This window comes from Pedobacter foliorum (assembly GCF_013266735.1).
GTDB classification, from domain to species: Bacteria; Bacteroidota; Bacteroidia; order Sphingobacteriales; family Sphingobacteriaceae; genus Pedobacter; species Pedobacter foliorum.
In genome coordinates, this window is sequence record NZ_JABSNU010000003.1 from 507,858 (window position 1) to 533,405 (window position 25,548).

General features: G+C 37.2%; 20 protein-coding genes and 1 riboswitch. Of the genes, 9 read left to right on the forward strand and 11 right to left on the reverse strand.

Features of this window, described 5'->3' with window-relative positions; translation table 11 throughout:
- Window positions 1–3: 3 nt before the first annotated feature.
- Window positions 4–732 (forward strand): 2-phosphosulfolactate phosphatase, encoded by a 729-nt coding sequence (locus tag HQN83_RS08985; RefSeq protein WP_173089995.1) that lies wholly within the window; start codon window positions 4–6, stop codon window positions 730–732.
- Here HQN83_RS08985 and HQN83_RS08990 read toward each other — a convergent pair.
- Both HQN83_RS08990 and gldB read right to left on the reverse strand, forming a co-directional pair.
- The gene (locus tag HQN83_RS08990; protein ID WP_173089996.1) at window positions 716–1,507 is read right to left on the reverse strand and encodes a patatin-like phospholipase family protein; all 792 of its coding nucleotides are present in this window, start codon (window positions 1,505–1,507) and stop codon (window positions 716–718) included. The genes HQN83_RS08985 and HQN83_RS08990 overlap by 17 nt on opposite strands.
- A gap of 6 nt (window positions 1,508–1,513) precedes the next feature.
- Window positions 1,514–2,557, reverse strand: coding sequence for a gliding motility lipoprotein GldB (gldB, locus tag HQN83_RS08995; protein ID WP_173089997.1), 1,044 nt, complete (start codon window positions 2,555–2,557; stop codon window positions 1,514–1,516).
- Window positions 2,558–2,619: 62 nt separating this feature from the next.
- On the opposite strand from gldB, the gene HQN83_RS09000 reads away from it, so the two are divergent.
- Window positions 2,620–3,282: a porin family protein gene (locus HQN83_RS09000; RefSeq protein WP_173089998.1), complete on the forward strand. Its 663-nt coding sequence runs from the start codon at window positions 2,620–2,622 to the stop codon at window positions 3,280–3,282.
- 48 nt (window positions 3,283–3,330) lie between these two features.
- Window positions 3,331–4,971, forward strand: coding sequence for an NAD+ synthase (locus tag HQN83_RS09005; protein WP_173089999.1), 1,641 nt, complete (start codon window positions 3,331–3,333; stop codon window positions 4,969–4,971).
- Here the strand turns inward: HQN83_RS09005 and lnt are convergent, their stop codons facing one another.
- Genes lnt through rsmI form a run of 3 tightly spaced genes read right to left on the reverse strand, consistent with a single transcriptional unit; the run spans window position 4,972 to window position 8,014 of the window.
- Window positions 4,972–6,591 (reverse strand): apolipoprotein N-acyltransferase, encoded by a 1,620-nt coding sequence (gene lnt / locus HQN83_RS09010; RefSeq protein ID WP_173090000.1) that lies wholly within the window; start codon window positions 6,589–6,591, stop codon window positions 4,972–4,974.
- On the reverse strand, window positions 6,591–7,250 hold the full coding sequence (locus tag HQN83_RS09015; RefSeq protein ID WP_173090001.1) for a PH domain-containing protein: 660 nt from the start codon (window positions 7,248–7,250) through the stop codon (window positions 6,591–6,593). The genes lnt and HQN83_RS09015 overlap by 1 nt, the downstream gene beginning before the upstream one ends.
- Before the next feature lie 47 nt (window positions 7,251–7,297).
- Window positions 7,298–8,014 carry a 16S rRNA (cytidine(1402)-2'-O)-methyltransferase gene (rsmI, locus tag HQN83_RS09020; RefSeq protein WP_173090002.1) on the reverse strand — a complete coding sequence of 239 codons (717 nt, stop codon included), beginning with the start codon at window positions 8,012–8,014 and terminating at the stop codon, window positions 7,298–7,300.
- Between the two features lie 76 nt (window positions 8,015–8,090).
- On the opposite strand from rsmI, the gene serS reads away from it, so the two are divergent.
- Window positions 8,091–9,362 (forward strand): serine--tRNA ligase, encoded by a 1,272-nt coding sequence (serS, locus tag HQN83_RS09025; protein WP_173090003.1) that lies wholly within the window; start codon window positions 8,091–8,093, stop codon window positions 9,360–9,362.
- A gap of 78 nt (window positions 9,363–9,440) precedes the next feature.
- On the opposite strand, the gene HQN83_RS09030 is transcribed toward serS, so the two are convergent.
- The 5 genes from HQN83_RS09030 to ileS form a co-directional block, all read right to left on the reverse strand.
- Window positions 9,441–9,755: a hypothetical protein gene (locus HQN83_RS09030; protein WP_173090004.1), complete on the reverse strand. Its 315-nt coding sequence runs from the start codon at window positions 9,753–9,755 to the stop codon at window positions 9,441–9,443.
- Between the two features lie 110 nt (window positions 9,756–9,865).
- Complete coding sequence (locus tag HQN83_RS09035) at window positions 9,866–10,570, reverse strand: SIMPL domain-containing protein (protein ID WP_173090005.1); 705 nt, start codon at window positions 10,568–10,570, stop codon at window positions 9,866–9,868.
- 86 nt (window positions 10,571–10,656) lie between these two features.
- A complete protein-coding gene (locus HQN83_RS09040) occupies window positions 10,657–11,259 on the reverse strand; it encodes a lipoprotein signal peptidase (protein ID WP_173090006.1) in 603 nt (200 codons plus the stop codon).
- Window positions 11,259–11,642 carry a TraR/DksA family transcriptional regulator gene (locus HQN83_RS09045; RefSeq protein WP_068891888.1) on the reverse strand — a complete coding sequence of 128 codons (384 nt, stop codon included), beginning with the start codon at window positions 11,640–11,642 and terminating at the stop codon, window positions 11,259–11,261. The genes HQN83_RS09040 and HQN83_RS09045 overlap by 1 nt, the downstream gene beginning before the upstream one ends.
- 5 nt (window positions 11,643–11,647) lie before the next feature.
- On the reverse strand, window positions 11,648–15,040 hold the full coding sequence (gene ileS, locus HQN83_RS09050; RefSeq protein WP_173090007.1) for an isoleucine--tRNA ligase: 3,393 nt from the start codon (window positions 15,038–15,040) through the stop codon (window positions 11,648–11,650).
- A gap of 239 nt (window positions 15,041–15,279) precedes the next feature.
- On the opposite strand from ileS, the gene HQN83_RS09055 reads away from it, so the two are divergent.
- The 4 genes from HQN83_RS09055 to HQN83_RS09070 all read left to right on the forward strand — a co-directional run bounded on the left by HQN83_RS09055 (window position 15,280) and on the right by HQN83_RS09070 (window position 22,529).
- Complete coding sequence (locus HQN83_RS09055) at window positions 15,280–15,825, forward strand: GNAT family N-acetyltransferase (protein ID WP_173090008.1); 546 nt, start codon at window positions 15,280–15,282, stop codon at window positions 15,823–15,825.
- Window positions 15,826–15,955: 130 nt separating this feature from the next.
- Entirely contained in the window at window positions 15,956–18,190 is a 2,235-nt protein-coding gene (locus HQN83_RS09060; protein ID WP_173090009.1) for a GH92 family glycosyl hydrolase, read from the forward strand.
- A gap of 248 nt (window positions 18,191–18,438) precedes the next feature.
- A complete protein-coding gene (locus tag HQN83_RS09065; protein WP_173090010.1) occupies window positions 18,439–20,811 on the forward strand; it encodes an ABC transporter permease in 2,373 nt (790 codons plus the stop codon).
- 23 nt (window positions 20,812–20,834) lie between these two features.
- Window positions 20,835–22,529 (forward strand): serine hydrolase domain-containing protein, encoded by a 1,695-nt coding sequence (locus tag HQN83_RS09070; RefSeq protein WP_173090011.1) that lies wholly within the window; start codon window positions 20,835–20,837, stop codon window positions 22,527–22,529.
- A gap of 16 nt (window positions 22,530–22,545) precedes the next feature.
- On the opposite strand, the gene HQN83_RS09075 is transcribed toward HQN83_RS09070, so the two are convergent.
- Entirely contained in the window at window positions 22,546–23,769 is a 1,224-nt protein-coding gene (locus HQN83_RS09075) for a sterol desaturase family protein (protein ID WP_217277358.1), read from the reverse strand.
- Window positions 23,770–24,026: 257 nt separating this feature from the next.
- Window positions 24,027–24,141: riboswitch (SAM riboswitch) on the forward strand.
- 83 nt (window positions 24,142–24,224) lie between these two features.
- On the opposite strand from HQN83_RS09075, the gene HQN83_RS09080 reads away from it, so the two are divergent.
- On the forward strand, window positions 24,225–25,361 hold the full coding sequence (locus HQN83_RS09080; RefSeq protein ID WP_173090012.1) for a cysteine desulfurase family protein: 1,137 nt from the start codon (window positions 24,225–24,227) through the stop codon (window positions 25,359–25,361).
- Window positions 25,362–25,548: the final 187 nt, after the last annotated feature.

Genomic DNA, 25,548 nt, shown 5'->3' on the forward strand with positions numbered 1-25,548 from the left:
TCAATGCACAAAAGTATAGAAGTTTGTTTAACGCCCGCATTATTAGATCTGTATGCAATTGAAGATAGCATCGTAGTAGTTATTGATGTACTCAGAGCTACATCGTCCATTGTATACGGAATAGATAACGGCGCAACTGCAATTATACCGGTAGCAAATGTTGAAGATTGTCTTAATTATTCTGATAAAGGATTTTTGTTGGCAGCTGAACGAGATGGGCAGGTGGTTGAAGGATACGACTTTGGAAACTCACCATTTTCATATACAACTGAAAAAGTTGGAGGCAGAACTGTAGTACTCACTACCACTAATGGTACAAAAGCCCTTCATTTGGCAAGAAAACGAGCGCATCAGGTTGTGATGGGCTCGTTTTTAAACTTACAGGCTTTGTGCAACTGGCTTAAAACTCAGGATAAAAGTGTTTTACTGCTTTGTGCCGGTTGGAAAGATAAATTTAATCTGGAAGATACCTTGTTTGCAGGGGCAGTAGTTGCCGAATTGCGTAAGGAGTTTACACATTTTGATGATTCTTCTGTAGCAGCCGAAGACCTATATCAACTAGCGAAAGATGACTTGAGGACTTACCTTCATAAGTCTTCTCATAGTCACAGATTGGCCGAACTAAACATAGAAGAAGATGTACAGTTCTGTTTGCAGTTAAATCTTTGTACAGCTATTCCGGTTATGGACGGCGATGCTTTGGTTCCTCTAAAAGCTATTTCAGTTCTTTAATCGGAACTTGTATTAGGTTCTTGAGGCTTTCATTATTTTTAATAGCTTTTAGCGTTTCTTCGTACGCAAGCCAGTAGATCGTTTCCGCTTTTTTCATATCGAAGGTGCTGATTTCGCCCATGCCTTTTGGTTCAATTAGCACATTGCAAAAAGCAGCCTTTTCTTCCATATCTTTATTTACAGACATTAATCCAGCTCTTGCCATTAAAGCTGTAATATTGGTGATCTTTTCTACAGGTTTTAAGTGGTTGCAGGACGATCCGATAATGAAATCACAGTTGTTTAATAGGGGTTCAACCGGAAAGTTATTTAAAATACCACCATCAACATACATTTCATCATCAATCATAATTGGCCTAAAAATTCCGGGAATGCAACTTGATGCCTGTATACTTCTAATGAGTGGGCCTTTGTTGAAATATACGAGTTCTCCTTTGCTAAAGTTAGTAGTAGCAATGGTAAGTGGAATTTTGAGGCTTTCTATTCTATCATCAGGGAAGTATTCTTTAAATAAACTCGATGTATTTTCGATGTTTACTATACCTAATGATCCAACTGCAGGCCTTAAAAATTTCAGCAGTTTTGTTTTTATAAAAATATTTAAAATATCCTCCGGGTCGATACCTGAGGCAAATAGTGCACCTGCAATTGAACCGGCACTGGTGCCGCTAATGTGACTAAACTTAATACCTGCATTTCCAAATGCCTTTAAAACGCCAAGGTGTGCAATCCCTCTGATTCCGCCACCAGATAATACGATCCCAATTTTAGTCATTTAGCATTATTTAGGTTTGTACTTTGATAAATTTAATATTTTTTGAGCATCCTGATCAGCCATTAACTGTTGCAAGGTAACTTCTTTATTTTCATGCATGTACTTTCTTACAATTTGCCATCCAGTCCAAATGCCCAGTTTAGGTGCAGATTCGTTTCTTTCGCCAAGTCCGGGAGTAAAAGGCCCCTCGCTCAAAAGCACTTGTATTTTCTGATAATCTGTTTCGAATAACAGGTTGTTCTGAAGATAATAGGCCCATATGTCGCTTTCAAAGGTTTTACACCAGTCTAATTGTTTTTGAGTGTACCCTATTTTAACTGAGTCTGCAACTTTATCATCGAGTACCTTGTCCATAAAATACAAAATCTTTCCGTTCTGAATCATTTTTGAAAGTAACGTTCTGTCTTCGTCACGTTCATGAAACAGTTCTTCACGTGCATATGTTTCAGTTATTCGTGGAACAATATATTCAGGAGTAAAACGTCGCGATAGGTAAGTTGGTACACTTTGTATTATTGCTTTGTAAAACTTATTGTTTTTACCCATAAACATATCCAGTCCAATACCCATATAACTATCACCAATTGGAGTCTGCACAGCAAAACCGGAAACAAAAGATATAAACTGAGGGACTTTTGCTTTTGGGTAGTAATGAAGGATATATTTAAATGTTTCAGATAAATCTTTTTCTATGGGTTTAATATCCTTAAAAACACTATCAACCTCTTTGTTTAAATCAGAGTAAGCAGAGTCCTGATATAGTGTTGTTAGAATTTGCTCATTCGTGTAGTCAAAATTACCAACCATTCTGTGCACATAATCATCATAAAAGGCACCGTATTTTTTTTTGAGAAGCTCATCAGTTTCCTTAAGATCTTTGGATTTTCCGGCAAACAGATCTTTGTCAAACCGCGCAATCTTAATCTCTAATTGTACTGAGCTCACATCAGGTTTAGTGCTTTGAGTACATGAAACCAGCACCGACGAAAAAAAAACGGACACAAATAGAAAAAATAGATAGCTTTGATGAAATTTTACGTTATATATCATTATAAACAAATATAAAGTAAGTTTATTCAAGCTTCATAGGCATTAAAGGAAAATATATTTATATGAAACGCACATTTATCGCAATACTATTATTGTTTGTAACGGGAAGTGTTTTCGCACAATACGCACCATCTCCAAATTATGGTTTCAGACTTGGATTAACCGCTCATCCAACAATTGGTTGGGTAAAACCACAAGTAGGTAAAAGTAATGGAGTTGCACTTGGATTCTCATACGGTTTAATGGGCGATTTCAATTTTGCTGAGAATTATAGCTTTGCAACAGGGCTTACCATTACCACCATTAATGGTAAAAGTACACAGGTCATTACTCAGGAAACTAATCCCCCAACACAAATACCTTATGAGCTTAAATATAAGCTCCAGTATATCGAAGTGCCACTTACGCTTAAGCTAAAAACTGTTAAAATGAATGATATTAAATGGTATGGCCAGTTTGGATTATCAAACGATTTTAATATTGGAGCTAAACAAGATTCTGATGCTAGTGGAAAAGCAACAACTCGTGACGAGAACATTTCTAAAACCATTAAGTTATATCGCGCAGGTTTGATATTAGGCGGAGGTGCAGAATTCGAACTTAGTGGAAATGCAAGTATCGCTGCCGGACTTACCTATAATAATGGATTTACCGACATTACAACTGATAAAAACAACAATGTCCGTAATCATTATATTGGTATTAATTTTGGTGTTTTCTTTTAATAATCTTACTTAGGTTCCTGTTACAGAATTTTCTACAATTACAAGCACATGAATATAGCACTTGCGCAACTCAACTATCACATTGGTAATTTTGAATACAATACAAAAAAAATAATTGATAATATCCAGCTGGCAAAGGATAAAGGAGCTGATCTTGTTGTTTTTGCTGAACTGGCCATCTGTGGTTATCCGCCACGTGATTTTTTAGAGTTTGATGAATTTATTGGCTTGTGCGAAACTGCTGCTCAGGAGATTGCCACTCATTGTAAAGGAATCGCTTGTATTGTTGGCCTACCTGTAAAAAATGAAGTGCTTGCGGGTAAAGACCTGTACAATGCTGCATATTTTATTGAAGAGGGTAAAGTAAAAGCTATTGCAAAAAAAGCATTGCTTCCTAATTACGATGTATTTGATGAATACCGTTATTTTGAACCTGCTACTCAGTTTGAGTGTATAACGTTTAAAGGTCGTAAAATAGCTTTAACCATTTGTGAAGACCTATGGAACATCAACAATAATCCATTGTATGTTTCTAATCCAATGGATGAACTGATTAAGCAAGGTCCTGATCTGATGATCAATATTGCTGCATCACCGTTTTCCTACTGTCATGACGACGAAAGGGTAGTGGTTCTTGCAGATAATGCTAAGAAATATAAGCTTCCTTTGTTGTATGTAAATCAGGTAGGGGCACAAACCGAAATCGTTTTTGATGGTGGTTCTTTGGCATTTGATAAGGAAGGCAATCTTTTGGATGAGATGGCTTATTTTAAGGAAGAGCTAAAGATTTATGAGGTTGAAGGCGATGTGATTAAAGGATATGCGCCTAAAACACATAGGGCAGTTCCAGATATTGAGCAGATTTATGAAGCGTTGGTTTTAGGGATTAAGGATTATTTTGCTAAATCAGGCTTTAAAAAAGCAGTATTGGGCCTTTCCGGAGGGATTGATTCTGCTATTGTTTGTGCCTTGGCTTGTCGTGCATTAGGAGCTGAAAATGTAATGGCTGTGTTAATGCCTTCAAAATATTCGTCGGACCACTCTATACAGGATGCGCTTGATCTGGTTAAAAATATTGGTTGTCAGCATGAAATTATTCCAATCAAAGAAGCAGCTAATGCATTTGATAGTATGATGGCGTCTGCTTTTAAGGGATTACCATTTAACCTTACTGAAGAGAACATTCAGGCAAGATGTAGAGGGATTATTGTGATGGCAATGTCTAATAAGTTTGGCTATATCTTATTGAATACATCAAATAAAAGTGAATGTGCCGTAGGGTATGGAACGTTATATGGTGATATGTGTGGTGCAATCGGTGTAATTGGTGATGTATATAAAACTCAGGTATATCAACTTGCAAATTATATCAATAAGGATGGGGTAGTAATACCGGAGAATTCTATTGTTAAACCACCATCAGCCGAGTTAAGACCGGGTCAAAAAGATTCTGATTCCTTGCCTGATTATGATGTTCTTGATAAGATTTTGTTTCAATACATAGAGCTTAAGCAAAGCTCATCCGCAATCATTGCACAAGGTTATGATGAAGCATTGGTAAGAAGAATCCTTAAAATGGTAAATTCAGCGGAGTTTAAACGTTATCAAACACCGCCGATATTGAGGGTTTCTCCTAAAGCATTTGGTATGGGGCGAAGGATGCCAATTGTAGGGAAATACCTTTCGTAATTACTTCCTAACCCATTTCCTATAAGGAATAATTAAAGCAATTAGTGCAGCTAATACAGACAAGATTTTAGGGATAAAATCACCGTTTCTTACATAAAAGGTGAGGTCATCGTTTAAATTTATATCTGCTTTAATAGCTGTCCTGGTCCACCATTTGGTTTGCTTAATGATATCACCCTTTTGGTTAATAAAGCAAGAGATGCCGGTATTGGCAGATCTTACCACATATCTTCGGGTTTCTATAGCCCTTAGCGTGGCATATAGCATGTGTTGGTCTTTTCCTGATGTGTTTCCCCACCAACCATCATTGGTTACAATAGCGACAAACTGAGCGCCATTCTTGACAGCTTCAGCTACCCAACCTCCCCATATTGATTCGTAGCAAATTACAGGAACAGCGCCAACGCCTCCATATGAATAAAATACTTGAGGATCTTTTTGCCAACCATAACCACCAACTGTACCACCAAAACCTTCAAAAACAGGAGCCAATATGGATAATGCTTCAGGGAATGGCATTTTCTCTACTCCAGGTACCAATTTAGATTTATGGTAAAACTGCACGTTGGCAGAGTTCTCAATCTGTAATGCAGCATTAAAAACATCTACATAGGTGCTGTTATCATATTGTCTTGCAGAAGGGGTTTGTTTGTTGTTATAGAACTTAAAACTCTCGATTCCACTAATTATGCTGCCATTTTTATACTTTTCAAGGAACTGCTGAGCAGCTAAAAATTCAGAATTGGTACGGATTCTGTCTTCATCAGAACCACTTGGAATAGCTGTTTCAGGCCAGATAAAATATTCTGTACTAGGTTGGGCAACAGAATCAGATAAGTAGGTAAGAACTTTAAGTTGCTCACTTGCAGAAATACCTCCAAACTTTTTATATGGATCTATGTTTGGTTGTACCGCTACTACATTAACCGGAACTGACTTCTCTTCGTATTTATTATATAAGGTTAAGGATAATGCAATAGGAGATGCCAAAGTAATAAACCAGATGAGCGCAAATTTGAATTTTGCAAATCCCACAGTCTCTCTGGATTTAAGTGCTTTAAAAGCCTCAAAAGCAATAATGTTACTTAATAAAATCCAAAATGAACCACCATAAACACCGGTATATTCATACCATTGTGCCAGCTGGTGCATTCCAGATAAACCATTACCCAAATTCATCCATGGAAAGGCAAGATCCCAGCTCTGATGCAGAAATTCCATGGCAATATAAAAGCATATTAACCCCAGATAGGCGATGTATTTATTTACCAATCTACCTAATCTGTAATATAGCCAGAAGGCAAAGGTCATTAATAAGGCACCTAAGCCAAATGGAATAAGTGATACAAATAATGATACCACAGGGCCATTTACCGCACTAATGGCATTATACACCCAGTAAATACATGCTGTATTCCAAATAAGAAAAGTTAATCCGGCTGTTAAGAAAACACGCTTCCCCTTTTTAGGGACGTCACTTTGTATAATCTTTTCTAAGGCAATAAGTAGTGGAACAAGGCCAATTAATAACAACGGAGTGGTAAACTTAATAGGGGGCCATGCCAGCCACATTAAAAACGCACTTAGTAAAGCAAGGAGAGCAGTGTTTTTAAATTTCATTATAAGCTATCTAAAATATCAGCTTTCTTGGCTTCATATTCTTCCTGAGTAATCAGGTGTTTATCGTACAGGCTTTTTAATTTTCTTAGCTTTAATGTAGTTTCATCTTCTGGCTCTTCAACCGGTACTACTACTGGAGCCGCTGGGGGTTGAGAAAAGAATGCTTGTGGCTCTTCTTCCTGTACTGGCTCTGGGGCAGGTAAAGTATTTACGGTTACTGGCGATGTTGATGATCTTCTTTCTTCAAGATCAAGTTGTCTTTGTTGTTCTTTAAAGCTTTCCAATTGTTCATAAGCAGCTTGGTATAATTTACGAGCTTGAACTTTAGGAATATATTCTGTAATGATATTTTCTCCGTGTAATGGTACGCAGATAAATTTAGAGCCGAATAATTCTTCTTTAAAAGAAACCTCTTTGATGCTCTTCCATGAAATGTCTTTGAAGTTCATGGTGATCCCAAAATTGCCGGGCTCACAATAAAATATACGTTTGTTACTTACAGCAATGCAGTCAGGTAAAAGGTTTACAGCTGGTTTTTTTTGTACAGCTATGTAAATTAATTCCTCGTTGCTGGTTAACATGTCATTCAGTTTGCCTAAAACTTTTTCTACAGCTTTTGGGTCCTGCTCATCACTTAAAAATCTATCTATTAGTATCATGGTGTTTCTTTATAAGAATTTCAGTTTCAGTTATCAAAAATTGAACCCTAATCTTCGTCGGCTTTATATTTATTCTTTTTCTTCACTTGTTCTTCAGCTCCTGAAATACAAATTACGAATTCTCCTTTTAATATATTGTTTTCAAAATGTGATTTAATTTCTGCTAAAGTGCCTCTCACAGTTTCTTCATAAAGTTTTGTCAACTCACGACTTACTGATGCCTGGCGGTCTGCACCTAAATATTGTGCAAATTCTTCAAGTGTTTTAAGTAACCGATGCGGACTTTCATATAATACAATTGTTCTTTCTTCCTCTGCTAGTTTTTTAAAGCGTGTTTGTCTACCTTTTTTAACAGGTAAAAAACCTTCAAAAACAAAGGAGTCCGAAGGAAGTCCAGAATTTACTAAAGCGGGTACAAATGCTGTAGCTCCAGGCAAACATTCTACTGCCAAATCATTTTTGATTGCTTCTCTAACCAGAAAAAAGCCCGGGTCGGATATTGCAGGAGTTCCTGCGTCTGAAATCAAGGCTACTGTTTTTCCCTCTTTCAGAAATTTAATGATTTCTGAAGTAGCTTGATGTTCATTGTGTTGGTGATGTGAATACGCTTTTTTGTCGATTCCGAAATGCTTTAGCATAGGGGCGCTGGTACGAGTATCCTCAGCAAGGATCACATCAGCTTCTTTTAAAATTCGGATTGCCCTGAAGGTCATGTCTTCTAGGTTTCCGATAGGGGTGGGCACAAGAAATAGTTTACCTTCCATAATTTTAGGGCTCGTATTGTGCTACTGCGTTCGCAATCACGAGTTAAGTTATTATCTTTGTTTAAAAAATAAAATAATGCTGCAAGTTAACTATATCCGCGAAAATAGAGAGAAAGTTTTAGAAGGACTAAGTGTACGTAATTTTAAGCACCCTGAATTGGTTGATGAAATTATTAAAATTGACGAAGAACGAAGACAAGTTCAAACCTCGCTGGATAACCTTTCCGCTGTAGCTAATGCAGCTGCAAAACAGATTGGTGAGTTAATGCGTAGTGGTAAGAAAGAAGAAGCAGAAGTGCTTAAAGCAGAAACTACATCAAATAAGGAAGAACATAAAAACCTTTCAGATCAGTTGACTGAAGTAGAAGCTACATTATATGGTTTGATTGTACAATTGCCTAACCTGCCACATCACCTGGTTAAAACAGGAAGTGCAGCGGAAGACAATGAAGTTGTTTATGAACATGGTAGCCCGGCTGACTTACCAGAAAGTGCATTGCCACATTGGGAATTAACAGCTAAATACGATATTATAGATTTTGAACTAGGTACAAAAATAACAGGTGCTGGTTTCCCCGTGTATAAAGGTAAAGGAGCGCGTTTGCAAAGGGCTCTTATTAATTTCTTTTTAGATCATGCAACAGAAAAGGGCTATAGAGAAATGCAGGTGCCACATTTAGTTAACGAAGCTTCAGGATTTGGTACCGGACAATTACCGGATAAAGAAGGACAGATGTACCATGCCGGTGTAGATAACTTATATCTTATCCCGACTGCTGAGGTACCTGTAACCAATCTTTATCGTGATGTTATTTTAAAAGAAGAAGAGCTTCCAGTAAAAAATACAGCATATACACCATGCTTCCGTAGAGAGGCTGGATCATATGGTGCACATGTACGTGGCTTAAATCGTTTGCATCAGTTCGATAAAGTTGAAATTGTACAAGTTGTTCATCCTGATAAATCTTATGAGGTTCTAGAAGACATGAGTGCTTATGTTCAATCATTACTTCAAGAGTTAGGTTTACATTATCGTGTTTTGCGTTTGTGCGGTGGTGATATGGGCTTTACTTCAGCGATGACTTACGATATGGAAGTTTGGAGTGCAGCACAGCAACGCTGGTTAGAGGTTTCTTCAGTGTCTAACTTTGAAACTTACCAGAGTAATAGACTTAAATTAAGGTTTAAAGGCGCTTCTGGTAAAACGCAATTAGCACATACATTAAATGGAAGCGCATTAGCGTTGCCTCGTATTGTTGCCGCTATTCTTGAAAATAATCAAACTGAAAAAGGCATTAAAATTCCTGAGGCATTGGTAAAATACACAGGTTTTGAATACATCGATTAACTAAATAAAACATTATCAACAAAAAAAGGCTTCTCAACTTGAGAAGCCTTTTTTATAGGTAGATGTTAATAGGATGTTCTATAGAATAAGAATCAACAATAAGATGATGATAATGATTGCTCCAACAGAAAGGTAAACACCGCCACCTAATGCATTAGCTTGCTTTTTCAATCCTCTCAATTCCTGACGTAACTCTTTTCTTTCAGATTTCGATAAATTTGATTTATCCATCGATTTAATCTCTTGAACACGATCAGTGATCTGTTTAAGCTGAATTTGTTGCTCGGCAGTCATTTCAGTTTTAATCTTGTCTGTCTTTCCTGCTGCTGAAACTGTGTTTGCGCTGATTGCCAATGTGAAAACTAGCACCAAAGAGTAAATTAATCTTTTCATACGATTTGAATTTTGTGATAATATCTAAATAACAAAAAACCTACCAAAAGTTATTGATAGGTTTTTTAAAGGTATTTTATTAAAACTGTCTACTCAAGTAGTCACTACTACTATTTAATTTCGAATACTGTATTCATTATATAGTTCAGTTTTATTTTTTTAAAATCAATCTCAGGAGCAGCTCCTCCAGCCATATCAGCGCTTTCGGCTTTCATCATCATTACATTACGATACATTGGCTGTGGATATTGCTCATTGTTTACTTCCTGAATGTCAATTACACTACCTAGCTTATCGCCAAGGGCTTCAACAAGGTAAGATGCTTTTTCTTTAGCAGCTTGAAGTGCTTTAATTTTCAGTTCTTTTTTAAGTGCTTCAATTTTTGAATAGTCGTAACTATCAACATTGGTATAGGCAATTCCTTTAGGGTCTATAGCACCAATGATGTCATTCCATTTATTCAAATCAGATACTTTTAAGCGATACTGTTTACTAGCCAGATAGTCAGGGTTTTTCTTCTTCTCAGTTACCATAGCATAGCTTGATAAGTCGTTGATTGTTAGGTTTCCTTTTTCAATACCTGCTTTTTGAACCGCAGCATACAACTGGCTTTCCAAAGTAGTAATCTCTACTTTTTTCTTACTATTGTTATCTTTTAAATATTCTTTTAAAGAGATACTGATGTAAATAATGTCTGGAGTAACTTCAGTTTCCGCAGAACCACTAACACTAATCTTTTTTCTTAAATCTACTTGTTGAGCCATAGCACTTATACTTAATAAGGAAACGAAGGCAAGGGTTAATAACTTTTTCATAATGATAAATGTTTTTCTTTTGTGTATTTAATAGTTAGATGAAATTACCATACCAATTCCACAAATTATTAGCGTAAAACATAAAATTATTCTTCAACTATCTCATTATTAGGCCCAATTTCTTCTTTAAATTCTTCCTTAAAGTAAGTTTTCTGGAACACAAGTATAATAATTACACCAACAGATATGGCCGCGTCTGCAATATTGAATACAGGTCTAAAGAAGATGAAATCTTCTCCACCCCATATTGGAAACCATGTAGGGAAATGACCTTCCCAGATAGGGAAGTAGAACATGTCCACCACTCTGCCATGAAACCATCCTGCATACCCATATATTTTACCATATAGTACAGAGTCTATAATGTTACCTAATGCACCGGCAAATATAAGTGCCACATTTAGGATCAGACCACGATGATATTTTTTCTGTATCAGGTAATGCAATCCATAACCAATTCCGGCAACAGCGGCTATTCTGAATAGTGATAAAGCTAGTTTGCCAAACTCGCCACCGAATTCGAGGCCAAAGGCCATTCCGTTGTTTTCCGTGAAATGGATAATAAACCAGTTGCCTATGATCTTAAATTCCTGACCCATAAACATATTGGTCTTGATCCAGGTTTTTAAAACCTGATCAGCAAGTAAAACCAGGAAAATTATTATTAAAGGTTTTGTATAGCCTTTCATTACGACTGCTTCAGTTTAGCTTCCATACTTAAAGTTGCGTGAGGTACAGCACGTAAACGTTCTTTTTGAATTAGTTTACCCGTTTCTCTGCAAATACCATAGGTTTTGTTTTCAATACGTACCAATGCAGCCTCTAAATTCTCGATGAATTTTTTCTGACGTGCAGCCAGTTGGTTTAATTGTTCTTTTTCAAGAGTTGCAGAGCCATCTTCAAGCGTTTTGTAAGTGCCAGAAGTATCTTCTGTTCCGTTAGAATTAGGACTGCTTAGAGAGTTCGTTAAGTCAAGAAACTCTTCTCTGGCCATACGTAGTTTTTCCTGAATCAATTCTTTAAATTCTTGAAGTTCACTGTCAGAGTACCTTGTTTTTGTAGCTTTTTCCATAATAATTATTGTTTGGCAATCGAAATTTGTAATTCAACATCATCGATTACTATTTTGTTTCCATTATCTAAACTTTCTGTTAATTTAAGGTCATCTGCTAAAATTTCCGAGCAAATGTATGTTTTATTTTGAGCTACCGCTGCAGCTACTAAATTATGGTTTTGTAAAGTCACAGTAATTCTATCTGTAACTTCGAAATTAAGTTCTTTCCTTAAATTCTGTATTCTGTTAATTAGTTCACGAGATAATCCTTCCTGCTTCAGGTCGTCAGTTATGGTAACGTCAAGAGCCACAGTTAAGTTACCCATATTTGTTACTTGCCATCCTGGTATATCTTCAGCCATGATCTCCACATCGCTCAACTCGATCACATAATTAGTGCCAGTAATTTCAAATTTGCCGTCATTTTCAAACTGACTCAATTGTTCCTGTGTCATGTTGTTTACTACTTCAGCAACCATTTTCATGTCTTTACCAACTTTAGGACCCAACGCTTTGAAGTTAGGTTTGATCTTTTTGGTAATGAAACCGGCAGTGTCGGTAATATACTCAATATCCTTAATATTCGTTTCCGACAAGATTAATTCTTTAACTAATTCAACTCTTTCTGCAAATTTACTATCCAATACCGGGATCAATATTTTAGCCAAGGGCTGACGAACATTAATGCTTGTTTTTTTACGCAACGACAATACCATTGATGATATGTCTTGTGCTAAGCGCATACGTTCATTAAGCTCTGTATCAATCAAACTTTGGTCAGCTTCTTTAAGTAGAGCAAGGTGTACAGATTCAACTTCATTCTCAGCATCACCTGCAGTTAAATTCTGGAATAACCAATCAGCAAAGAAAGGAGCAATAGGCGACATTAGTTGTGAAATACTTGTTAAGCAAGCATACAAAGTCTCATAGGCAGCTTTTTTATCCGCAGTCATTTCACCTTTCCAGAAGCGGCGGCGAGATAAGCGGATATACCAGTTACTTAAGTGTTCGTCTACAAATGATTGAATTGCTCTTGCAGCTTTAGTCGGTTCATAAGCAGCATAGCTTTCATCAACTTCGGCAATTAATGTTTGTAATAGAGATAAGATCCATCTGTCAAGCTCACTGCGCTCAGCAACTGGGGTCAGGTTATTTTGATCTATTTCAAACTTGTCGATGTTTGCGTATAGTGCAAAGAAAGCGTAGGTGTTGTAAAGTGTTCCAAAGAACTTACGACGGACCTCTGCTATTCCTTCAATGTCGAACTTTAAGTTGTCCCATGGGTTTGCATTAGATATCATATACCAACGCGTAGCATCTGGGCCGTATTCTTCTAATGTTTTAAACGGATCAGCCGCATTACCTAAACGTTTCGACATTTTCTGCCCGTTTTTGTCTAGCACTAGTCCGTTTGAAACTACGTTTTTATAGGCAACTTTGTCAAATACCAGTGAGCTGATGGCATGTAAAGTATAGAACCATCCACGGGTTTGGTCAACACCTTCAGCTATAAAATCAGCAGGGAAATCCTTTTGCTCATCAATTTTGTCCTTATTTTCAAAAGGATAGTGCCATTGCGCATAAGGCATTGCGCCAGAGTCAAACCATACATCAATCAAGTCACTTTCACGACTCATTGATTTTCCTGATGGCGAAACCAATACAATCTCATCCACAACATTTTTATGCAGGTCTATTAAACCATAGTTAGCTTCCGACATATTACCTATTTCAAATCCTTTAAAAGGATTTTTAGTCATAAAGCCGGCTTCTATGGATTTTTCTATAGCATTATAAAGTTCTTCAACGGAACCAATTAATATTTCTTCTTTCTTATCTTCTGTTCTCCAGATTGGCAATGGAATTCCCCAATATCTTGAGCGCGACAAGTTCCAGTCATTTGCATTTTTCAGCCAGTTTCCAAAACGTCCCTCGCCTGTAGATTTTGGCTTCCAGTTAATGGTTTCGTTCAAGTCAAACATCCTGTCTTTGATGTCAGTTACTTTGATGAACCAGGAATCTAACGGGTAATATAAAAGAGGCTCATCAGTTCTCCAGCTGTGTGGGTAACTGTGAACATATTTCTCTACTTTAAAAGCTTTGTTCTCTTCCTTCAGGCGGATAGCAATCTCTACGTCAACAGATTTTTCCGGAGCTTCGCCTTCATTGTAATATTCGTTTTTTACATACTTACCAGCCAAATCGCCTAGGTGAGAAGTAAATCTTCCTTGTAAGTCTACCAACGGAACAGGAGAGCCATTCTCATCCAAGACCAACATAGGGGGAACCTCAGGTGTAGCTTCTTTAGCTACTTTAGCATCATCTGCACCAAAGGTTGGCGCAGTGTGTACAATACCAGTTCCATCTTCAGTTGTAACGAAGTCTCCTGAAATCACGCGGAAAGCGTTTTCAGGGTTTTGGTAAGGTAAGGTATAAGGTAATAGCTGTTCGTATTTAACGCCTACCAGATCAGCACCTTTGCATTCTGCTAAAATCTGATAAGGGATCTTTTTGTCACCTTCTTTGAAATTGCTGAAATCTTCAGCATCTGTGCTTTCAAAATAGATTTTGTTAAATTGTTTCCCAACCAGGTTTTTAGCTAAGATTACATTTACTGGAAGGTAAGTGTACTGGTTAAAAGTCTTTACGAGTACATAGTCTATTTTCGGGCCAACCGTTAAGGCGGTGTTTGACGGTAGAGTCCATGGAGTGGTTGTCCATGCCATGAAATGGATATCTCCAAAACCATTCAGGAATGCAGGTAATGTATCTGGTAGTGATTTAAATTGAGCTACAATAGTAGTGTCGGTTACATCTCGGTATGCTCCAGGTTGATTTACCTCGTGTGAGCTTAATCCTGTTCCCGCTTTTGGCGAATAAGGTTGAATGGTATAACCTTTATAAAGTAAACCTTTATCGTAAATCTGTTTTAAAAGCCACCATACTGACTCCATATATTTCGACTTATAGGTAATGTATGGGTCATCCATATCTACCCAATAGCCCATTTTTTCAGTCAAGTCGTTCCATACATCGGTATAGCGCATTACGGTCCTTTTACAGGCTTCGTTGTACTCTTCAATTGAAATGGTTTTACCAATGTCTTCTTTGGTGATGCCAAGTTCCTTCTCAGTTCCTAGCTCTACAGGAAGTCCGTGCGTATCCCATCCTGCTTTTCTTTTTACCTGGAATCCTTTAATGGTTTTATAACGACAGAAAATATCTTTAATAGCACGCGCCATTACGTGGTGAATACCAGGCATTCCATTTGCAGAAGGCGGACCCTCATAAAAAGTAAATGGGTTTGATTTTGAGCGTGTAGAGATACTTTTTTCAAAGATGTTCTCTGCTTTCCAAAAATCAAGTATCTCTTTTCCTATTTTAGCTAGTTCTAACTGTTTAAATTCCCTATACATCAATCAAGTATCTCCAAAAATTAAGGATGCAAAGTTAAGTTATTAGAATGAGAAATTGAAGTGTTGTTTAAAGCTTTTAAACAGCCCGGATAGCTCTGGTATCTTGGCTAATTGTGGATAGGAACAAAATAAATTTGCAATTTCGCAGTTAGTGTGGTAGTTGTATTAAGTATGAAGCTAATCACGTCAGACTTAACATTATATTTGCCTTATCTAAAATATACATCCCTATCTAATTAATGAAACAACTTAACTTTTCAACTTTCCCGGTATTAAAGACATCCCGTCTTGTACTGAGGGAATTATGCGCGCAGGATGCCCTGCAACTTCATGCATTGCGATCTGATCCAAAAATAGCGGCAATGACCGGCAGAATACCCTCCACAGGCATAGAAGATGCCATGGTACATATTTGTAAGATTAGAGAGCTTATTGAAAATAATGCCAGTGTTTACTGGGCAATTTCTTTATTGGACGATCCGACTTTAATTGGCACAATTTGCCTGTGGAATTTTGATGTAGAAAATGAAGTCGTAGAAATAGGTTACGAGCTACTTCCTGAATTTCATGGAAAAGGCATGATGAGAGAGACCATTGCGGCTGTTATAAATTATGGGTTTGAAGAATTAGGTGTAAGTACTATAACAGCTTTTCCTTCGGCAAACAATGCCAGCTCAATCAAGGTTCTAAAAATGGCCGGATTTAAAAGAGAGGAGAAGGACTATCCAAATGTTCATGATAATGTAGTTAATGTGCTTACATTTTCATTAACATTACCCGAATAGCATAAAAAACTAAGTTTTTTTTCATAATTCTATTGCAATTAAGGATTTATTATGATGTAATTAATCCTGTCTGCTTTATTTGTGGAGTACACCAAATGTAAATCCATTAGTAAACCATTAATTAGAATTCATGAATCTTTTTTATTGCAGAACGAGAACGAAATTTAGTATTTGTATTGCCCTTATCCTTTTTGGAATAACCTATGCAGCCACTTCACAAAGTAAAAACAGTCAAAAACTGACCGATTTTGTTGATCCATTTATTGGTTCAGGCTCACACGGTCATGTTTTTATTGGCGCCAGTGTTCCTTTTGGAGGTGTGCAGGTCGGACCTGATAATTTTTATAAGGGCTGGGACTGGTGTTCCGGATATAACTATCAGGATAGTGTGATCAGAGGCTTTGCCCAAACACATTTAAGTGGCACCGGAATAGGCGACCTTTCGGACATAGCCATTATGCCCTATACAGGAAGCATTAAAACAGATAAGGGGCAGGAAAATGTTCCGGGCAGCGGTTATGCCTCCCTCTTTTCGCATAAGAACGAACGTGTGAAGCCTGGGTTTTATTCGGTAAAGCTTGCCAATGGGGTTAATGTAGAATTAACTGCTTCCGAGAGGGTAGGATATCATCGCTATCATTTTCCAGTGGGAAAAGAAGCACATGTTATCATTGATTTAAAGGAAGGAATAAATGATCAATCTACGGAAACTCATATTGAGCAAATAGATGATTTTACGTTCAAGGGATACCGCAAATCGTCAGGCTGGGCTAAAGATCAATGGATCTATTTTGCTATAAAATCATCAATAGCTATAAAAAACTTTGCATTGTATAATAACAATACGTTATTGGAAGGAACAACCGCCACAGATAAAGCCATTAAAGGACTCTTTAATTTTGAAAAGGCACCTGCACTTCTAGAGCTTAAAGTTGGCATATCACCTGTAAGTTCAGAGAATGCACTTGATAACATAACAGCAGAAATTCCTAATTGGAACTTTGCTCAGGTGGTAAAACAGGCGGATGACAAATGGAACAAGGAATTATCCAAGTTAACAGTTGAGTCTAAAAATATAGCAAACAAGAAGATTTTTTATACAGCGATGTATCATACTATGATTAACCCGTCATTGTTTAATGATCATAACGGAGATTATAGAGGGACTGACAAAAAAGTATATAAAAATGCTCAGTTCACCAATTATAGCGTCTTTTCTACTTGGGACACTTATCGGGCAGCTCATCCACTTTACGTACTTACACAGCCTAAACGTGCGTCTGATATGATAAACTCAATGCTGGCAATTTATGATCAGCAAGGACATTTGCCGATTTGGCACCTTATGGGAAATGAAACAGGCACAATGGTTGGTATGGCTAGCAGACAGATTGTTGCAGAAGCGTATATTAAAGGGATAAAATTTGATGGTGAAAGGGCTTTTGAGGCTTTAAAAAAGAGTTCTGATGTTAACTTGCTTGGCTTGGGGTATGCTAAGGACTTTCAGATAATTCCTAGTGATAAAGAGGAAATCTCAACGGCAAAAGGAATGGAATATGCTGTAGGAGATGGAAGCATTGCCTTGATGGCAAAAAAGATGGGTAAGACTACTGAATATAGCAATTTCAAAAAGCGGGCAGAAAATTATAAACTATATTTCGATCCTACGGATAAGTTCTTTAAAGGAAAACTGTCAGATGGTAATTGGACTTCTGGTTTTGATCCGTTTAAAAGTAAAAATGTGCTTTACTCAGAAGGGAACGCCTGGCAATACAATTGGCTTGTACCACAGGATGTGGATGGATTAGTTGGTTTACTGGGTGGTAAGGAAGAGTTTAGTAAGCGACTTGATCAGTTTTTTACAATTCCATTTCAGGATGAGGGAGGGTTGGAAGATATGACAGGCCTGATAGGACAGTATGCACATGGAAATGAGCCGGGACATCATATTCCTTACTTGTACAACTATGGTGGACTGCAATGGAAAACAGCTGAAAAAGTACGGTACATTCTAAAAGAAATGTATCATGACCGTCCAGATGGTATTGTTGGAAATGAAGATTGTGGTCAGATGTCGGCATGGTATGTATTTTCATCTTTAGGTTTTTATCCTGTATTTCCTGCATCGGGAACTTATGCCATAGGGAGCCCCCTGTTTGACAAAGCGACCATTAATTTAGAAGAAGGTAAAAAGTTTATTGTTGAATCCGTAAACAACAGCGATAAAAATATTTATATCCAAAGCATTTTGTTGAATGGAAAAAAATATGGGAAAAGCTATTTACAGCATGCTGATATCATGAAGGGTGGTACATTGAAAATCACTATGGGAAGTAAGCCAAACTATAATTACGGTAGTAAATGATAATTACATCATTGTAAAAAAAACGATAACAGCTTCATAATTTGTTAGTTTAGTTAGTTTAGCGGTGAGGGCTTTGGCTTCCTGAGCCGCTTTTCTTATTAAAAACCCACCTGTGCATTTATGAACATAGATTGTACGGAAATGAACAATAAATTGTCGGCGTAAACGTAAGTTGTTGATATTTAAGTGTGTGTGTTTGTTTTTTAGAATGGCATATCTTTGGCGTAAGAGATTAAAAACCCCAAAATATGTTTTTAATCAACTTTAAAATAGCTTTAAGAAACCTTTGGAAAAACAAAGGTTTTTCTCTGATCAATATCGGAGGATTAGCCATTGGCATGACCTGTTGTTTAATGCTCCTGATGTATGTGGGTTACGAATGGAGCTACGATAAACAATTTAAAGATGCAGATCGCATATACGCCGCTAAACTTACCTTAAATGTAAATGGGAAACTTTTAACAACAGACGCAACTCCCAATAAGCTTGCAGGTGCTGCTTTGGTAAGCCTACCCTCGGTAGAAACTGCCAGCAGGATAGCGATGGGCGAGTCAACAAAGTTATTTGGTACTGGCAATAACAACTTCAAGTTGACGACCCTAAATGTTGACCCTGACTTCTTGAAGATATTTAATTATAAGTTTATTCAGGGAAACCCAGAAGCAGCCTTAAGTGAGCCCAATTCGGTTTTACTTACCGCTTCAGCGGCTAAGAGGTTATTTGGAAGTGTTAATGTTTTAGGCAGCAGTGTTAAGTGGGATAATCGTAAGATTCTTAAGGTATCCGCGGTAGTCGAAGATCTGCCAAAGAATATGACCCATCAATTCGAAGCATTGCAACCCTGGTCATTTTTTGAGCAGGAGCATCCCGGAGAGAAGAACAATAGTTGGGGAAGCATTACCTGTTTTACTTTATTCAAGCTAAAAGATAAAGCTAATTTCGAGACTACAGATGCTGGGGTAAGACAGTTGATCAAGAAAAATGATAAGGAAACTACTCTCCAGGCTTTTCTTTTTCCCTTTGGGAAATTTCATCTTTATAATCATTTTGAAAACGGTAAATCTGCTGGAGGAAGGATTGATCATGTAAGGTTATTTATATTTTTGGCGTTCTGTGTTTTGCTGATCGCCTGTATTAATTATATGAACCTTTCAACTGCCCGATCAGAAAAAAGGGCAAGAGAAGTAGGAGTTCGTAAAGCACTTGGTGCTTCCAGAAAAATGCTGATTGGACAGTTCGTAATGGAATCACTTGTGCTTTCACTAATTGGTATTTTGATCGCATTTGTATTGCTGGAAGGAGTATTGCCTTATTTTAATAGACTGTTAGATATCTCTATTCGAATCAATTACAATTCACCCTACACATGGATTACATTGCTCTCGCTAATCATATTCACAGGTGTACTTGCAGGGAGCTATCCCGCATTTTATTTGTCGTCCTTTACACCTGTAAAAGTATTAAAAGGCTTTACAGGAGTGGGTAAATCCTCACTGCCAATGCGTAAAATACTTGTTGTGGTACAGTTTACCATCTCAATTTGTATGATCGTTTGTGCTATTGTAATCTATTCCCAAATCCAATTTATAAAGAATAAGCCTTTAGGATTTAATGAGAATAACCTGGTGCAACTGGATCTGGAAGGTGAGTGGTCAAAGCCGCAGAAACTGGAGGTCTTTAAGACGGAGCTGAAAAATGTCGGAGCCATTGTTTCAGCAACAGAATTTGCAAGTTCATTTACTCAGGGAGGAACAATAACAGGGGACATTAGCTGGCCAGGCAAGGCGGCAAATGATAATTCTATTATAGATTATCGAAGTACAGGCTTTGATTTTGTAAAAACGATAGGGACGATTATGGTGTTGGGAAGGGACTTTTCTCCTAAATTTGTTGCTGATACAGCGACATCATTACTGCTAAATGAAAGTGCCGTGAGAACTATGGGTCTTAAAAATCCGGTGGGCTCTAAGATTACTTGGGGCGATCAATCGCTAAATGTAATTGGTGTTGTTAAAGACTATACAAACGAACAACTGGGTGCAAAGTCAAAACCTACTGTGTTTTATTGCAACATCGCTCAAAGCAAAGTTTTACTGCTTCGTCTTAATCCGGACCAACCGCTAAGCAAATCCATTCAATCTATCAAAGATATTAGTCAGCGACTTAATCCATCATATCCTGCCGATTTACAATTTGTAAGTCAAGGTATGGAAGAGAAGCTTAAAACAGAGCGGTTATTGAGTGTGCTCTCTAACTTGTTCGGTTGCTTTGCAATCTTTATTTCTTGTTTAGGTTTGCTGGGACTTGCTTTATATATGGCTGAGCAGAGGAGCAAAGAAATTAGTATAAGAAAAGTTTTGGGTGCTGATTTGAAAAGCATTCTTGTTCTTTTAAACAAGGATTTTATAAAACTGGTTATTCTATCCAATATGATTGCTATTCCTGCTGCTTATGTAATTGTGGTAAAGTGGCTTCAGAAATATGATTATAAAGTTGGAATGACTGCATGGCCGTTTTTGATTGCTTTATTCTTATCTGTATTTATTGCGGTAATAACAGTGAGTTTTCAAACAGTTAAGGTTGCAAAGGCAAATGCAGTTGATGCCCTGAAGTATGAGTAAGCTTTTATTAAATTATTATAGTGATGATAACTAAAAAACTCATTCCAAAAAGAATAGCTATCATAATTTTGGTGATTGTGATTTTTGGTACAACTACAGATGCACAAAAATTATCAGATAGCACTATAGTCCGGGTCGACCGCCTATTCGAAAAATGGAATAAGAACGATATTCCCGGTTGTGTTGTTGGTATTGTAAGGGGAAACGATCTTGTATATGCTAAAGGGTTTGGATTGGCCAATCTTGAAAATGAAACCGCAAATACGTCACAAACAATCTTTTACATGTGCTCAGTTTCCAAACAGTTTGCAGGTTATGCTATTGCGTTGCTGGCAAGAGGTGGAAAACTGCAGCTAGATGATAAGATTCAAGATTACTTGCCTTGGATGCATGATTTCGGTAAGAAGATTACAATTAGGAATTTGTTAAACCACACAAGTGGAATTAGAGATGACATAGGTCTTTCTCAATACTTTGGGCTAAATTTGGATGGGATGCTCACTCAAGATCTGGCGATTCAGATACTCAAGCGTCAACGTACTTTAAATTTCATACCAGGTGAGAAGTTTTCTTATTCTAATTCGAATTATGTGTTGCTGGCTGAGATTGTAAAAGAAGTAAGTAAAAAGAGTTTTAGAGACTACGTAGACTCAATAATTTTTAAACCGTTGGGTATGTCGTCCAGCAAATTTGTCGATGACTATAGTGAGGTAATCAAAAATAGAGCAGTTTCCTATCGGAATAATAATGGTGTGTTCTATAACTCTTCGCAAAATGTTTACACTTTAGGTGATGGCGGCCTGTTTACTAATGTGAATGATATGGCTAAATGGGTCACAAATTTTTATGCTCCCATGGCAGGAGACTTGCAGGATATAGAAATGTTGACCACACAAGGTAAACTTAATAATGGTAAAACTATTAATTATGCCATGGGGGTTAGTGTTGATAGCTACCGTGGGCAGAAACGCTTTATGCATAATGGAGGCCTAGCAGGATATCGCACTATTATTGCAGTTTACCCGGATTTAAAAATGGGATTTGTTGTGTTTGGCAATGGCGGAGACGCGGAAATTTACAAGAAGATTGATGAACTATCTGCACTTTTTATTCCTACTAATATAGTGCCGCCACAAGGGGTAGTGGAGGCTGCTGTGCAGACTATTGTTTTAAAGGATTCAATGTTTGTAAATAGATGGGTGGGGACTTATTTGGCAGCAAATGGATATAAAGTTAGCATTGCTTCAAAAGGAGGCGAGCTAGTGGTAAACGGTAATTCGGCATTAGCGCCGGAATCGACTAATCTATTCCATATTATTGCCCGACCATCCGTAAAATATCAGTTTAGCACAGATCTTAAAACGAAAAAAACACAAGCTTTGCTGATAACTCCTGCATTATCAAAACCAATGGAGCTTTCTCGGGTTGCAGAAAGACCTTTGTCGGCAGTGGAACTTGGTGCCTATGTAGGAAGTTATTATTCTGACGAGCTGGACTGTAGCTTTCAAATTAAACAAAAGGGAGCGGAGCTTTGGATTTCAAATAAAAGATATAATGACAGGAAGGTAACCCTTTTGGGCTCAGATCATTTATTTACGGATTACGATTTTTTGAGCCATATACTGATCAGACGTGATGCTAAAAATAAGGTTCTCGGCTTTGACCTGAATAGTGGAGAAACTATGGGGTTGTTTTTTAAGAAAGAAAGGTTGGAATAGCAAAATATTTATGAGGTCATATTTTATCGTATTTAAGTACATAATGACGATACAAATGACTGATACGAAATAGTTGTTCTGCTATGAATAGCACAACTACTAAGGGCAACAACAGTTCCATATGGTCTAGTTTCCAAAAAATGTAGATGAATATAGTAAGCACACGAGTGTACTCAAGGTTGTAAATCCATTTTCGTTGTTCCATTAAGGCTCCGCAATTGATCAGTGTAAGCAGAATAAAACCAACAACAAATAGTTTATCTGAAATTTCAAAGAAGGGATACAAACCAGTAATTAATGTTAACAGAATTATGCTAACAATCATTTGTATATTCAGATAACCTCTGTATTTGAATCGGTATGAAGAAGATACTTTGTGTTGCAAGTATTTCTTTTCGAGCATGGGTCTGATTTCCTGGTTCAATCTTGATGGGTGGCCAAAGACTATTTTTAATCTAGTGGCTAAGCCCGATTCTCTCTTACATGCTGCTAAGATTTCCAGATAATAGTGGAAGTGTTGCCATAAGAAGCTGTAACTTTTTACGGGATGTGTAAGTCCATATTTTGGTGGTTCTTCTTCTCTTTGAAATGTTCCAAAGATTTTGTCCCAAAACACGAATACATCGCCGTAGTTCTTATCAAGATATTTTTCATCGCTGGCATGGTGGATGCCATGAATGGAAGGAGAAACCAGTATGTGTTCCAGCCAACCCATATTTTTTATCAGTTGAGTATGGGTAAAAAAGGAGTATCCACCATGAACAACCAGAATAGTAATTACCATGGCAGGATGAAATCCCAGTAGTGGGATTACGCACCAAAAAAGATTTCTGATCAGGGCCTGAAAAACGGTGATCCTTGCTGATACGGTAAAGTTAAACTCTTCACTTTGATGATGTACAATATGAGCTGCCCAAAGTATATTTACCTCATGCCCCAAACGGTGGTACCAGTACCAAACAAGGTCAGTAACCAGGATTAATAATAACCATACCCACCATGTATTCGGTATACTGAAAAGTGCATAGTTGGTGTAAATCCAAAAAAATAGGCTATAGAAACTTGCAGATATAAAAAGATTAAGAAGTCTTTCAGCAATACCTATGCTGAGGTTGGAGATGGAACTTTCATATTTGAATAAGTGCCCTTTTTTTAGACTTAAAGCAAGCCTATACTCTAAAAACAGAAACACAAAGAAAGCTGGAATAGCAAAGGCTAAATAGTTAAAATGGCTAATCATAATTCAATTCCTCCTGACCAAATGTATATAAATACTACTAAATTAGTAGTATTTATATTTAAATAGCTTTTAGCGAAGAATTCGGTTTCCTCATTGATTGTTTACACGCTCCAAAGTTGCTTATGGATAGTCTCAATATTGGTTTTTATTTTGTGTAAACCAAAGATTATGTGATGATTAAAATTTATTTTAATAAAGTCTAGTAAATTAGTAGTTTTTATTTATACATTTGCGACTCAATAGTTGTTCTTGTAATTTACTTATCCAGAAAGACAGAGGGAAAGGCCCTACGACGTCTTAGCAACCTGTACAGGCTTATGTGCTTGTAAAAGGTGCTAATTCCTGCTCCGCTAATGCGGGGAAAGATAAAATGATAAAGAGTTATACCTCTTCTGCATAAGCTGACATCACAGAATGATTAATTATAAACGATTAATTAAAAAGAGGAGGAAGAAATGAGAATTTATCTAGACAATGCTGCAACCACCCAACTTGACAAAGAGGTTTACAAGGAAATTATTCCTTACCTGTTGGAGTATTTTGGCAATCCATCATCTCATCACGAAGATGGTAGAATTGTAAAAAGCGCCATCGAAAATGCCAGAAATACCATCGCCAATCTTTTAAATACGGCCCCAAATGAAATTATTTTTACAAGTGGTGGTACGGAAGCTGATAATACTGCGATCTTATCGAGTGTGTATTCTGAACAGGTAAAACACGTAATTACTACTCCGTTTGAACATCATGCGGTCTTGCATACACTAGAAGCGCTTAAGAAACGCGGTGAAATATGTCTTAGTTTTATAAATACTGATGATAAAGGAAATCTTGATATTGAGCATTTAGAACAACTATTGAAGAATAAAGATCGTTCTCTTGTGTCGGTAATGCATGCTAACAATGAAATAGGGAATTTAAATAACATTGAATTGATTGGTCAGCTCTGTTGTAGCAATAAGGCCATTTTTCATTCGGATACAGTTCAAACCATTGGGCATTATCGCCATGATCTTTCAAAACTGAAAGCACATTTTATAGCTGCCTCGGCACATAAATTTCATGGGCCGAAAGGAGTAGGCTTTATCTATTGCAAAAACGGAATACAGCTTTCAAAATTGATTCATGGGGGATCTCAAGAGCGACGACTACGTGCCGGAACGGAAAATATTCATGGGATTATTGGTCTGGCAAAAGCTTTGGAGATTGCTTACCGCGATATTGATGAGCACGGAAAGTATATACAGAAATTAAAAGACAGGATGATCTTTAAATTGAAAGCTGAAATTGATGGCGTGCAATTTAACGGGAATTCAGCCGATGCGGATAACAGTCTTTACACCGTATTAAGTGTTAGCTTACCACAACATGAAGGTGCCGAAGATTTGCTTGGGTACTTGGACAGGAATAATATTTCAGTTTCAGGAGGGAGTGCTTGTGCTACAGGTTCAGCATCGCATGTGCTAAAAGCAATTAATGCAGACCCTTCCCGACATACCGTACGCTTTTCGTTTAGTAAGTATAATACAATCGAAGAAATAGATTACACCGTTGAAAGGCTCTCTGCAATATACAACCCCGTAAATGTATAATGAGCTTAATGGTAAATATTAACATCCTGGCTGTGTAGATTGCGTGGCTTTATGCAATGGTGGAAAGTTCATTCAGCTCGCTTTCTGCAACATGCCGGGATGTTAATTAATAATGGATAACAATATACAATAACGGACAAAAGATAAGTTGATTATAACAGAAAAAATAAATACTACTAAATTAGTA